The 12,221-nt window shown below is 72.8% G+C and carries 11 protein-coding genes; 9 read left to right on the forward strand and 2 right to left on the reverse strand.

Going from position 1 to position 12,221, the window contains the following annotated elements; genetic code table 11:
• Positions 1 to 28 precede the first annotated feature (28 nt).
• The 7 genes from purS (at position 29) to purM (ending at position 8,386) form a co-directional block, all read left to right on the forward strand.
• Complete coding sequence (purS, locus tag ACFSJS_RS24180; protein WP_380903896.1) at positions 29 to 304, forward strand: phosphoribosylformylglycinamidine synthase subunit PurS; 276 nt, start codon at positions 29 to 31, stop codon at positions 302 to 304.
• Complete coding sequence (gene purQ, locus ACFSJS_RS24185) at positions 301 to 978, forward strand: phosphoribosylformylglycinamidine synthase subunit PurQ (RefSeq protein ID WP_380903898.1); 678 nt, start codon at positions 301 to 303, stop codon at positions 976 to 978. Before purS ends, purQ begins: the two co-directional genes overlap by 4 nt.
• Complete coding sequence (gene purL / locus ACFSJS_RS24190) at positions 978 to 3,227, forward strand: phosphoribosylformylglycinamidine synthase subunit PurL (protein WP_380903900.1); 2,250 nt, start codon at positions 978 to 980, stop codon at positions 3,225 to 3,227. The genes purQ and purL overlap by 1 nt, the downstream gene beginning before the upstream one ends.
• Before the next feature lie 125 nt (positions 3,228 to 3,352).
• Positions 3,353 to 4,594 (forward strand): hypothetical protein, encoded by a 1,242-nt coding sequence (locus ACFSJS_RS24195; RefSeq protein ID WP_380903902.1) that lies wholly within the window; start codon positions 3,353 to 3,355, stop codon positions 4,592 to 4,594.
• A gap of 66 nt (positions 4,595 to 4,660) precedes the next feature.
• Positions 4,661 to 5,464 (forward strand): maleylpyruvate isomerase family mycothiol-dependent enzyme, encoded by an 804-nt coding sequence (locus tag ACFSJS_RS24200; RefSeq protein ID WP_380903904.1) that lies wholly within the window; start codon positions 4,661 to 4,663, stop codon positions 5,462 to 5,464.
• An 86-nt stretch (positions 5,465 to 5,550) separates the two neighbouring features.
• The gene (gene purF / locus ACFSJS_RS24205) at positions 5,551 to 7,110 is read left to right on the forward strand and encodes an amidophosphoribosyltransferase (protein ID WP_380903906.1); all 1,560 of its coding nucleotides are present in this window, start codon (positions 5,551 to 5,553) and stop codon (positions 7,108 to 7,110) included.
• A gap of 190 nt (positions 7,111 to 7,300) precedes the next feature.
• Positions 7,301 to 8,386, forward strand: coding sequence for a phosphoribosylformylglycinamidine cyclo-ligase (gene purM, locus ACFSJS_RS24210; RefSeq protein ID WP_380903908.1), 1,086 nt, complete (start codon positions 7,301 to 7,303; stop codon positions 8,384 to 8,386).
• A gap of 115 nt (positions 8,387 to 8,501) precedes the next feature.
• Here purM and ACFSJS_RS24215 read toward each other — a convergent pair whose 3' ends face one another.
• Both ACFSJS_RS24215 and ACFSJS_RS24220 read right to left on the reverse strand, forming a co-directional pair.
• Entirely contained in the window at positions 8,502 to 8,777 is a 276-nt protein-coding gene (locus ACFSJS_RS24215) for a DUF3073 domain-containing protein (RefSeq protein ID WP_380903910.1), read from the reverse strand.
• A gap of 328 nt (positions 8,778 to 9,105) precedes the next feature.
• Positions 9,106 to 10,263 carry a Leu/Phe/Val dehydrogenase gene (locus tag ACFSJS_RS24220; RefSeq protein ID WP_380903912.1) on the reverse strand — a complete coding sequence of 386 codons (1,158 nt, stop codon included), beginning with the start codon at positions 10,261 to 10,263 and terminating at the stop codon, positions 9,106 to 9,108.
• Between the two features lie 204 nt (positions 10,264 to 10,467).
• On the opposite strand from ACFSJS_RS24220, the gene ACFSJS_RS24225 reads away from it, so the two are divergent.
• Entirely contained in the window at positions 10,468 to 11,331 is an 864-nt protein-coding gene (locus ACFSJS_RS24225; RefSeq protein WP_380903914.1) for a DUF8083 family protein, read from the forward strand.
• Between the two features lie 477 nt (positions 11,332 to 11,808).
• Positions 11,809 to 12,015, forward strand: a complete 207-nt coding sequence (gene bldC / locus ACFSJS_RS24230; RefSeq protein WP_020869672.1) for a developmental transcriptional regulator BldC — start codon at positions 11,809 to 11,811, stop codon at positions 12,013 to 12,015.
• The last annotated feature ends 206 nt before the right edge of the window (positions 12,016 to 12,221 follow it).

The raw sequence follows: 12,221 nt of genomic DNA on the forward strand, positions 1-12,221 counted from the left end.
CCAGCACCAACACCCACCGGGAGTACCTGTGGCTCGCGTCGTAGTCGACGTCATGCTCAAGCCGGAGATCCTCGATCCCCAGGGCCAGGCGGTTCAGCGTGCGCTGCCCCGGCTGGGCTACGAGGGCATCTCCGAGGTCCGCCAGGGCAAGCGCTTCGAACTCGAGGTGGAGGGGCCGGTCGACGCCGCCGCCCTCGCCCGCGTTCACGAACTCGCCGGGAAGTTCCTGGCCAACACCGTGATCGAGGACTTCACCGTCCGCGTCGAGGCGGCCGAGGGCGCCGAAGGGGTGACCACCGCATGACGACCCGGATCGGAGTCGTCACCTTCCCCGGCTCCCTGGACGACGTCGACGCCCGGCGCGCGATCGGTCTGGCCGGCGGCGAACCGGTGGCGCTGTGGCACCGCGACAGGGACCTGAAGCAGGTGGACGCCGTGGTCCTGCCCGGCGGCTTCTCCTACGGCGACTACCTGCGCTGCGGGGCCATCGCCCGCTTCTCGCCGGTGATGGAGACGATCGTCGACCAGGCCCGCGCGGGCCTGCCGGTGCTCGGCATCTGCAACGGCTTCCAGGTGCTGTGCGAGTCCCACCTGCTGCCCGGCGCGCTCACCCGCAACGACCACCTGCACTTCGTCTGCCGCGACCAGAGGCTGCGGGTGGAGAACGCCGGCACCGCCTGGACCGGCGACTACGCCGAGGGCCAGGAGATCACCGTCCCGCTGAAGAACGGCGAGGGCGGCTACGTCGCCGACGAGCGCACCCTGGACGAGCTGGAGGCGACCGGCCGGGTCGTCTTCCGCTACCTGGGGCTCAACCCCAACGGCTCCCGCCGCGACATCGCCGGCATCTGCAACGAGGCCGGCAACGTCGTCGGCCTCATGCCGCACCCCGAGCACGCCGTCGAGGCCCTGACCGGGCCCACCACCGACGGCCTGGGATTCTTCACCTCGGTCCTCAAGAAGCTGGTCACCACCTGATGACTCTCGACACCGTCAAGCACGCGAAGGACACCCCGGACGTCGAGCAGCCCTGGGCGGAGCTCGGCCTGAAGCGGGACGAGTACGACCGGATCCGCGAGATCCTGGGCCGCCGTCCGACGGGGGCGGAGCTGGCCATGTACTCGGTGATGTGGTCCGAGCACTGCTCCTACAAGTCCAGCAAGGTGCACCTGCGGCAGTTCGGGGAGAAGGCGCCGGCCTCCGACGCGCTGCTGGTGGGGATCGGCGAGAACGCCGGGGTGGTGGACGTCGGCCAGGGGTACGCGGTCACCTTCAAGGTGGAGTCGCACAACCACCCGTCCTACATCGAGCCCTACCAGGGCGCGGCCACCGGCATCGGGGGCATCGTCCGCGACATCCTCGCCATGGGCGCCCGCCCGGTCGCCGTCATGGACCCGCTGCGCTTCGGCGCCGCCGACCACCCCGACACCCGCCGCGTGCTGCCCGGCGTCGTCGCCGGCATCGGCGGCTACGGCAACTGCCTGGGCCTGCCCAACATCGGCGGCGAGGTCGTCTTCGACCCCTGCTACCAGGGCAACCCGCTGGTCAACGCCTTGTGCGTGGGCGTGATGCGGCACGAGGACATCCATCTGGCCAAGGCGTCGGGCACCGGCAACAAGGTCATCCTCTACGGCGCCCGCACCGGTGGCGACGGCATCGGCGGAGTGTCGGTGCTGGCCTCGGAGACCTTCGACGAGACCGGTCCGGCCAAGCGTCCGGCCGTCCAGGTCGGCGACCCCTTCCAGGAGAAGCTCCTCATCGAGTGCACCCTGGAGGTCTTCGCCGAGGACCTGGTCGTCGGCATCCAGGACCTGGGCGGGGCCGGCCTGTCGTGCGCCACCTCGGAGCTGGCCAGCGCCGGCTCCGGTGGCATGCGCGTGGAGCTGGACACCGTCCCGCTGCGCGACGCCTCGCTCTCGCCCGAGGAGATCCTCATGAGCGAGTCGCAGGAGCGCATGTGCGCCATCGTCGAGCCGGACAAGGTCGACCGCTTCCTCGCCATCTGCGAGAAGTGGGACGTCATCGCCACCGTCATCGGCGAGGTCACCGACGGCGACCGGCTGGAGATCTACTGGCACGGCGAGCAGATCGTGGACGTGCCCCCGCGCACCGTCGCCCACGAGGGCCCGGTCTACCACCGCCCCTACGCCCGCCCCGCGTGGCAGGACGCCCTCCAGGCCGACGACGCCGGCGCCCTGCCCCGCCCCAAGGACGGTGCGGAGCTGCGCGAGCAGGTCCTGCGCCTGGTCGGCTCCCCCAACCAGGCGTCCAAGAAGTGGATCACCGACCAGTACGACCGGTACGTGCTGGGCAACACCGTCCTGGCCCAGCCCGAGGACTCCGGCATGATCCGCATCGACGAGGAGACCGGCCTGGGCGTCGCGGTCGCCACCGACGGCAACGGCCGCTACGCCAAGCTCGACCCCTACACCGGCGCCCAGCTCGCCCTGGCCGAGGCCTACCGCAACGTCGCCGCCACCGGCGCCAAGCCGCTGGCCGTCACCGACTGCCTCAACTTCGGCTCGCCGGAGGACCCCGGGGCGATGTGGCAGTTCGCCGAGGCCTGCCGCGGCCTGGCCGACGCCTGCCAGACCCTGGGCACCCCGGTGACCGGCGGCAACGTCTCCCTCTACAACCAGACCGGCGACACCGCCATCCACCCCACCCCGGTGGTCGGCGTGCTCGGCGTCATCGACGACGTCACCCGCCGCACCCCGATGGCGTTCTCCGAAGAGGGCCAGCTGATCTACCTCCTGGGCGAGACCCGGGAGGAGCTGGGCGGCTCGGCCTGGTCCCAGGTGATCCACGACCACCTGGGCGGCCTGCCGCCGGCGGTGGACCTGGAACGGGAGCGGCTGCTCGCCCAGATCCTCGTCTCCGCCTCCCGCGACGGCATGATCGACGCCGCCCACGACCTCAGCGACGGCGGACTGATCCAGGCCCTGACCGAGTCCTGCCTCAAGGGCGGCCACGGCGCCCGCCTGGTCGTCCCCGACGACCTCGACCCGTTCGTGTTCCTGTTCTCCGAGTCGGCCGGCCGCGCGATCGTCGCGGTCCCCCGCAGCGAGGAACTGCGCTTCACCGACATGTGCGGCGTCCGCGGCCTGCCCGCCGCCCGCATCGGCGTGGTCGACGGCGACACCATCGACGTCCAGGGGCAGTTCACCATCCCCCTGGCCGAGCTGCGCGAGGCCCACGAGGCGGTCCTCCCGGCCCTCTTCGGCTGACGGCCGGCTCTCCCACCGCGCCCCGGCGTCCCCTCCGGACCCCGGGGCGCGGTGCCGTCGTACGGCGCTGGTAGGTTCACCGCCGGACGGGTGCCGGGCCGTCACGGGACCGGGGGGGCGAAGCGATGGATCGGGAACGGCGGCAGAGGGCGTTCAACCGGCTGACGTGCACCGTGGCCGTCTTCGCCATCGGGTTCGGCGGCTGGACGCTGTGGGAGTGGTGGGACCGCCGGCACACCGTGGACGCGGCCTGCGCGGGCCTGGTCCCGGCGGGCGAGGTGCTGGCCCTGTCCGGCGGGGGCGGGGAGGTGGCGGCCGACGAGGAGATCCGGCCGGCCGACCCGCTGCCCCAGCGGTGCTCCTTCCGCAGCGAGGAGGCCGCCGAGAAGGCGGGCCGGAAGGGGAAGCGGCTGTTCTTCAGCGCCCAGGTGGCCACCGAGCCCACCGGTGCGCGGTCCGAACCGGCCGACGACAGCTTCCAGGACGCGCTGAACCCCTCCAACCCGTACGTCGCCATCCCGGTCGTCCACCAGCCGATCGGCGGCGGCGTCCCCGGGTACGCCGGCGACAGCGGCGTCGTCGTCCGGCTGCCCTGCCCCGGCGTCGAGCACCGGGGCGAGGAGATCCTCGGGATACGGGCCTCGGCCGTCCTGCAGACGGGAGCCTTCCGGGAGAACGGCCAGCTCACCCAGGCCGACCGCGACCGGCTGGCGGACATCGCGGTCGCCACCGCCAACAACCTCGGCGAGGAGATCGGCTGCCCGGACCGCCTCCCCGAGCCGCCGGACGGCATACCGGCGCTGAACACCGAGCCGATCGACCCGGACGACGCGGAGGGCACCTGCGCCTGGTACGGCGAGGCCGGCCTGCACACCGGGCCGGCCGGCTCCTCCGGCTGGCTGCCGGACCGGGTGCTGGAGAGCCGCGCCGACGAGCTGGTGTGGCGGGAGCGCTGCCTGCTGAACGTCAGCGGCGAGGCCAGGAGCGCGGCGCGCAAGCGGCACCTGGAGGACCCCGCCTACCGGCGGTTCCACGAGTCCGACGGGGGGCGGCGCAGCTGGTGGCTCAGTGCCGAGAGCTTCTTCGGGGACGCCGCCGACCACGTCTCCACCGACCCCGTCGACGACGAGCGGGCGGCCATACCGGGCCGGGGCGGGTTCGACGACGGCGCGAACGCCTGGTGGGCCACCTCCGTGTGCGACGGGCAGCCCGCCGTCCACGTCCTCACCGCCGCCTACCCGTACGCCGAGGCCGTCGGCCGCCACCTGGAGCCGGTCTTCCGCGCCTACGTCGAGGACGTCGCCGAGCGGCGCGGCTGCACGGACGCCGTCCTGCCCTCGAAGGAGGACTACCGGGAGGGGAGGTGATCCCCGCGGCCGCCCGACCGGCGGGTAACCTCCTGCTGCGGTCACGCGGCGTTCTACTCTGACGCCATGCCTCCGGTGAAGCGCAAGCCCAGGACGTACGACCCGGCCGTGGTGCGGGCCGGGCTCATCGGCCAGGTGGAGTCCGTACGCAACGCCGTGCACGGGCTCACCCCCGAGCAGACCGCCCGGCCCTCCGGACTGCCCGGCTGGGACGTGCACCACCTGGTCGTCCACATCGCCGGCCAGATCGAGGCGCTGCCCCGGCTGCTGGCCGAGCCCCCGCCCCGCGCCGGCGTCCCGGAGGTGGACCTGAGCACCTGGGCGGTCTCCACCGCCGGGGCCGCCCACGAGCTGGACGAGGCGACCCGGAAGCACGCCCAGGCGTACGACAGCGCCGCGCGGGCCGTGGACGAGGCCGTCGAGCAGCTGGAGCCGGTGCTGGAGGAGGCCGTCCGCCCCGACGTGCTGCTGCCGCACGGCTTCGGCGCCATGCGCGCCCTGGACTTCACGGTGACCCGCCTGGTGGAGCTGGTCGTCCACAGCGACGACCTCACCCGCGCCACCGGCGTGCGCGTCCCGCCGAACCGGCAGGCCCTGGCGGCCACCGTGCGGCTGCTGGCCGACGTCCTGGCCGCCCAGGCGCCCGGCGGCGCGGTGGAGGTGCGGATCCCGCCCTTCGCGGTCGTCCAGTGCGTGGCGGGGCCCCGGCACACCCGCGGCACCCCGCCCAACGTCGTGGAGACCGATCCGCTCACCTGGATCCGCCTCGCCACCGGCCGCACGAGCTGGGCGCAGGAGCTGGATGCGGCGCATCTCACAGCGAGCGGCGAACGCGCGGATCTGCGCGAACACCTCCCCGTACTGGGCTGACGCCCCAGGTGGGGGAGCCAGACCGGCGCCGGTCCGGCCCGATCCCGGGTTCTGAGCACCGGGCGACCTGTCCTAGACTCGAAGGCGTGCCACGTGGTGACGGACGACTCAACCACGACCTGCTCCCCGGAGAGAAGGGCCCCCAGGACGCCTGCGGCGTCTTCGGTGTCTGGGCTCCGGGCGAAGAGGTCGCCAAGCTCACCTATTTCGGGCTGTACGCGCTGCAGCACCGAGGACAGGAGTCCGCGGGCATCGCGGTGAGCAACGGCTCGCAGATCCTCGTCTTCAAGGACATGGGCCTGGTCTCCCAGGTCTTCGACGAGTCCTCCCTGGGCTCCCTCAAGGGCCACATCGCGGTCGGCCACGCGCGCTACTCGACGACCGGCGCCTCGGTGTGGGAGAACGCGCAGCCCACCTTCCGGGCCACCGCCCGGGGCTCGATCGCGCTGGGCCACAACGGCAACCTGGTCAACACCGTCGAGCTGGCCGAGATGGTCGCGGCCCTGCCCAGCACGGGCGGCCGGGCCACCCAGGTGGCCGCCACCAACGACACCGACCTGGTCACCGCCCTGCTGGCGGGCCAGGCGGACGACGAGGGCCGGCCGCTCCCCGTCGAGCAGGCGGCCGCCCGGATCCTGCCGAGGGTCAAGGGCGCCTTCAGCCTGGTCTTCATGGACGAGCACACCCTCTACGCCGCCCGCGACCCGCAGGGCATACGCCCGCTGGTGCTGGGCCGCCTGGAGCGCGGCTGGGTGGTGGCCTCCGAGACCGCGGCCCTCGACATCGTCGGTGCCTCCTTCATCCGGGAGATCGAGCCCGGTGAGATGGTCGCCGTCGACGAGGACGGGCTGCGCTCCCAGCGGTTCGCGGAAGCGAAGCCGAAGGGCTGCGTCTTCGAGTACGTCTACCTCGCCCGCCCCGACACCGACATCGCCGGCCGCAACGTCTACCTCTCCCGCGTGGAGATGGGCCGCCGCCTGGCCGCCGAGGCCCCGGCCGAGGCCGACCTGGTCATAGCGACCCCGGAGTCCGGCACCCCCGCCGCGGTCGGCTACGCCGAGGCCAGCGGCATCCCGTACGGCAGCGGGCTGGTGAAGAACTCCTACGTGGGCCGGACGTTCATCCAGCCCTCGCAGACCATCCGCCAGCTCGGCATCCGCCTCAAGCTGAACCCGCTCAAGGAGGTCATCCGCGGCAAGCGCCTGGTGGTCGTGGACGACTCGATCGTCCGCGGCAACACCCAGCGCGCCCTGGTGCGGATGCTGCGCGAGGCGGGCGCGGCCGAGGTGCACGTGCGGATCAGCTCTCCGCCCATCAAGTGGCCGTGCTTCTTCGGCATCGACTTCGCCACCCGGGCCGAGCTGATCGCCAACGGGCTGTCGGTGGACGAGATCGGCACCTCGCTGGGGGCGGACTCCCTGGCGTACATCTCGCTGGAGGGGATGGTCGAGGCCACCACCATCGCCAAGCCGAACCTGTGCCGGGCCTGCTTCGACGGGGAGTACCCGATGGAGCTGCCCGACCCGGAGCTGCTGGGCAAGCACCTGCTGGAGACCGAGACGGCCCAGACCTCCAGCGCCGACCCCGACGGCGTGCGGACCCTGATCGGCGGCGCCGGCGCGGCCGACGCGCTGCGCCGGCCCTGAGGGCCGCCGGAGAACCGAGGGGCCCGGACCCGGAAGCCCGAAGAGAGCCCGCACGGAGCCGCCGAGCCAGCCGAGCCGCCGCACACAGCCGCGAGAACGCGGCGCACCGCCCCGCCGGCCCGCCGACGCGCCGGCGGCCCGTGACAAGCCGACCGGCCACGTGAGCCCCGTCCCTCCCAGAGGAAGACCCATGACCTCCACCAATCCCGTCCCGTCCGGCCCGGGCGCCAGCTACGCAGCGGCCGGAGTGGACATCGAGGCGGGCGACCGCGCCGTCGAGCTGATGAAGGAGTGGGTGAAGAAGGCCCGGCGCCCCGAGAGCATCGGCTCGCTGGGCGGTTTCGCCGGCCTCTTCGACGCCTCCGCGCTCAAGCGCTACGAGCGCCCGCTGCTGGCCTCGGCCACCGACGGCGTGGGCACCAAGGTCGCCGTGGCGCAGAAGATGGACGTCCACGACACGATCGGCCACGACCTGGTGGCGATGGTCGTGGACGACCTGGTCGTCTGCGGCGCCGAGCCGCTGTTCATGACCGACTACATCTGCGTGGGCAAGGTCGTCCCCGAGCGGGTCTCGGCGATCGTCAAGGGCATCGCCGAGGGCTGTGTGCTGGCCGGCTGCGCGCTGGTCGGCGGGGAGACGGCCGAGCACCCGGGGCTGCTGGGCCCGGACGAGTACGACGTGGCGGGCGCGGGCACCGGTGTCGTCGAGGCCGACGCGGTCCTGGGCGCGGACCGCGTCCGCGCGGGCGACGTGGTGGTGGCGATGGCCTCCTCCGGTCTGCACTCCAACGGCTACTCGCTGGTGCGGCACGTCCTGCTGGAGCGGGCGGGCTGGCCGCTGGAGCGGCACGTGGCGGAGTTCGGGCGCACGCTGGGCGAGGAGCTGCTGGAGCCCACCAGGATCTACTCGCTGGACTGCCTGGCCCTGGCCCGCCGGACCGAGGTGCACGCCTTCTCGCACATCACCGGCGGCGGGCTGGCCGGCAACCTCGCCCGGGTGGTGCCCGACGGGCTGCACGCCACCGTGGACCGCTCCACCTGGAGCCCGGGCGCGGTCTTCCGCACCACCGGCGAGCTCGGCCGGGTGGAGCGGGCCGAGCTGGAGAGGACGCTGAACATGGGCGTGGGCATGGTCGCCGTCGTCCCGCCGGAGTCGGTCGACGCGGCGCTGGCCCTGCTGGGCGAGCGCGGCGTGGACGCCTGGGTGGCGGGCGAGGTCACCGAGCGCGGCGACCGCACCGAGGCGGTGGCCCTCACCGGGGACTACGCACTCTGAGACCGGGGAGGCCGGCGGCCGGGACCGGGGAGCACCAGAACCCGGTCCGGCTGTCGGCCGGACCGGGTGGTGGTCGGTATGGCTGTGAAACCTGTGTGCTCAGCGGACGACGGCGTCAGGCGCGGCGTCGGTTCGACGGCGAGGAGGACCCGCGGGAGTCGACCGAGTGGTCGTCGCCCTCCGCGTCCTCGTCGTCGTCGTTGTACAGATCCGCGTACCGTGCGTACGGGTCGTCCAGCTCATCGTCCTCGAACCGCTCGCCGTTCGGCGGCTGACTCGACGTCGATGCGCCCAGCTCCTCAGCCAGGCGTGCAAGATCAGTCCCACCGCTGTTGTACTTCAGCTGGCGGGCGACCTTTGTCTGCTTGGCCTTGGCCCGGCCGCGCCCCATGGCTCGACCCCCTCAACGACGGGACCCAACGGCCCCAGAGTCTTGACACGCGTTCACGATGCGGAGCGGACCCCCGATGCGACCGAGAGACCGTCCGTGGAGCTTCAACGGTACCTGCTTCCGTGGTCCTACGGTACGCCGCCCGCCGACACGGCCGGTGCCCGCACTCCCCGGCGACCATTTCTTCGCTGGTCAGTGGCGATTTTACCTTCTGTCCGCCCGGTCACCCGCCCAGGGGTGGTGAGGGATGTCTCCCCTGCCGTCCGTCACCGAGCGCGACCGGGCGGGGAGCCGGCCCGCCGCTCCCCGCCCGGTCGCACCCGGGTGCTCAGGCCGTGGCGGCGGACCGCCGCGCGTCGGCCATCCGCTGCTCGGCGATGCGGTCCGCGGCCACCGCCGGCGGGACCCCGTCCGAGGCGGCGCGCTCGAAGATCGCCAGCGTGGTGTCGTAGATCTTCTCGGCCTTTGCCTTCGCGCGTGCGAAGTCGAAGCCGTGCAGCTCGTCCGCCACCTGGATCACGCCGCCGGAGTTCACCACGTAGTCGGGGGCATACAGGACGCCCCGCTCGGCGAGGTCCTTCTCGACGCCGGGGTGGGCCAGCTGGTTGTTGGCCGCGCCGCAGACGACCTTCGCGGTCAGGGCGGGGACGGTCTCGTCGTCGAGCGCGCCGCCCAGGGCGCAGGGCGCGTAGACGTCGAGGCCCGCGGTGCGGATCAGCGCGTCGGCGTCGGCGACGGCGGTCACCTCCGGGTGCGCGGCGCGCACCTGCTCCACGGCCTCGGCCCGCACGTCCGTGACCAGGACCTCGGCGCCCTCCGCCAGGAGGTGCTCCACCAGGTGGCGGCCCACCTTGCCGACGCCCGCGATGCCCACCGTGCGGCCGCGCAGCGAGGGGTCGCCCCACAGGTACGCCGCGCTGGCGCGCATGCCCTGGTAGACGCCGAAGGAGGTGAGGACCGAGGAGTCGCCGGCGCCGCCGTTCTCGGGTGAGCGGCCGGTCACCCAGCGGCAGGTGCGCGCCACCACGTCCATGTCCCGGACGTAGGTGCCGACGTCGCACGCGGTGACGTAGCGGCCGCCGAGGGAGGCGACGAAGCGCCCGTAGGCCTCCAGCAGGGCCTCGCTCTTGAGCTGCTCGGGGTCGCCGATGATCACGGCCTTGCCGCCGCCGTGCTCCAGTCCGGCGAGGGCGTTCTTGTACGACATGCCGCGTGCGAGGTTGAGCGCGTCCCGCACGGCGGCCTCCTCCGGGTCCTTCTCGGAGGCGTACGCGTGGAACCGCGTGCCGCCCAGGGCCGGGCCCAGGGCGGTGGAGTGGACGGCGATGACGGCCTTCAGGCCGGTGGCGCGGTCCTGGCAGAGGACGACCTGCTCGTGGCCGCCCTGCTCGGAGTGGAAGAGGGTGTGCAGGATCCCGCTTCCACCGCTGCTGCCTGCGCTGCTGCTGTGCCCGTCGACGCTGACGGCGGGACGTACGTCAGTCACGGTGGTGACTCCTGTATGTCGCGGAAGGGTGCCCTCCTGCCATCCTCCCGCTTGTGGCGGGCGAACGGCGGGGCGGGCCGGTTGGCACGAGGGTACGGCCTGGCGGCCCCCGGGAGTACCGTCCTGCAGTTGCGGTGCCACGATCGAGGTACTGAACTGCCGTTGTCCGTCCCCTGGCCAGAGCCGCTCCGGGAGGAAGATCCCTTGGCCCCCACCACGCCCGCGGCCGTCCCGTACGCCTCCTACCTGCGGGTCTACGAGCCGCTGGCCGCCTTCCCCGAACCGGAGCGCTCGTACTGGGCCCGCTACGCGCGCCGCGACCGCCTGCCCGGTGCCCAGGAGGAGCTGCGCCGCTCCCTGGCCGACCTGGTGCCGGTGCCGCCGGTGGTGGTGCCGGTGCGCGAGAGCGCGGACGCCTTCGTGGCGGAGGTGGACGGGGTGCCGTGCGTCTGCCCGTGGCGGACCCGGCTGCGCGGCTGGCAGGCGCTGGCCGGGCTCGGGGACGAGCTGCCGGCGCCCGTCCTGGACGCCGCGGTGCCTCCCGTGGTGCGGCGCGAGGCGCTCGCGGACTACGAGCGCTGGCGGGAGCGGAACCCGGACGCCCGGCCGTGGATCCGCACGGCCACCTGGCACGTCCCGGTCCGGTGGTTCGTGCTCTTCGCGGACGAGGAGCGCGAGTACGGCAAGGGGTCGGGCGGCGGCGCCGGCAGCGGTGCGGAGGAGTCGCCGGTGCTGCGCTACCGCACCCCCATGGTGCAGGCGCGGCGGCGGGTGGCCCGCGGACTGCGCGTGCTGCGCGAGGAGTTGGAGGACAGTCCGCTGGTCGACGGACTGGTGGACGTGGGGCGCTGGCTGGAGGAGTTCCACCCGCGTTCGCTGGTGGAACTGGACTACGGGGGATTGGTGTATACCCTTTCCGAGGACCGGCTCGCCGCCGACCACTCCGCGGCCGACGTGGCCGAGGGCCTGGCGGCCCTGCGCGAGGGCGACGGCGAGCGCGCGAGCACCGTGTACGAGCGGCTGACCGAGCGCTGGCGGACGGTACGGCTGCGAGGGCTGGCCAGTTGAGCCGGCGGCGGGCGGGGACGTGCGACGGATCACCGTGATCCGCTCGTTCCGGACGATGGGCGCAAGCGTGACGGACGGCACTTACCCGGGTCTTGCCCCCAAGGGCATCTCTCGTGTCAAAATAGGACAAGGAGCCTGGAAGGGGCTTCTTCCGTCCAACTAAGGCCGGATCCATCGGTATTGCGCTTCTTCCCAGGGGGTAGGGAAGGTCTGCTCACGTTGTAACCGATCGTCACGAGGGTGTGACCGTCCGTTATGACACGGTCCATCGGCTTCCGTCGAGGTTGGACACCTGAGAGGGCAATTCCGTCGGTTTGGCCGACGTGGCTGGACAGATGGTGTAGTTGTAGTGCCGAGGACAAGCCGTTCGTCCTATAACCGACTCGACCCGCGGCCGCCATTTCGGGCAACGTGGGTCAAGGTGCAGAATTTAGAGGAAAGAACCGTGATGGTTCGGTTCTCCCGAGGAGGCCGCTCATGACCGCTCGCACCCCTGATGCCGAGCCGCTGCTGACCCCGGCTGAGGTCGCCACCATGTTCCGTGTGGACCCCAAGACGGTCACGCGCTGGGCAAAGGCGGGCAAGCTCACGTCCATCCGCACGCTCGGCGGGCACCGTCGCTACCGCGAGGCGGAGGTACGCGCTCTGCTGGCGGGTATCCCGCAGCAGCGCAGCGAGGGCTGAACAACCCCCAGGAAAAGGGCATAGAGGGACCCCCATCCCCTCCGTCGCCCGACTCGGCACCACTTGTCAGGCCGGTGTCCCCCACACGGCCTGAACGTTGATCGCGCTGGGCTCCGCCGGGCCCGGCGCGATCTCTGTTTCCCCTCCCGGCATCCGGTGCGAGCGCCGTGGGCCCCGGGCCCGGAACCAATGGTTCCGGGCCCGGG

It is taken from the genome of Streptomyces desertarenae (assembly GCF_042681365.1).
Classification (GTDB): domain Bacteria; phylum Actinomycetota; class Actinomycetes; order Streptomycetales; family Streptomycetaceae; genus Streptomyces; species Streptomyces desertarenae.

Bases quoted from the DNA above. Each gene is read 5' to 3' on its own strand.
- purQ (WP_380903898.1), top strand. From the start codon at position 301: ATGACGACCCGGATCGGAGTCGTCACCTTCCCCGGCTCCCTGGACGAC.
- purL (WP_380903900.1), top strand. From the start codon at position 978: ATGACTCTCGACACCGTCAAGCACGCGAAGGACACCCCGGACGTCGAG.
- ACFSJS_RS24195 (WP_380903902.1), top strand. From the start codon at position 3,353: ATGGATCGGGAACGGCGGCAGAGGGCGTTCAACCGGCTGACGTGCACC.
- ACFSJS_RS24200 (WP_380903904.1), top strand. From the start codon at position 4,661: ATGCCTCCGGTGAAGCGCAAGCCCAGGACGTACGACCCGGCCGTGGTG.
- purM (WP_380903908.1), top strand. From the start codon at position 7,301: ATGACCTCCACCAATCCCGTCCCGTCCGGCCCGGGCGCCAGCTACGCA.
- ACFSJS_RS24215 (WP_380903910.1), bottom strand. From the start codon at position 8,777: ATGGGGCGCGGCCGGGCCAAGGCCAAGCAGACAAAGGTCGCCCGCCAG.
- bldC (WP_020869672.1), top strand. From the start codon at position 11,809: ATGACCGCTCGCACCCCTGATGCCGAGCCGCTGCTGACCCCGGCTGAG.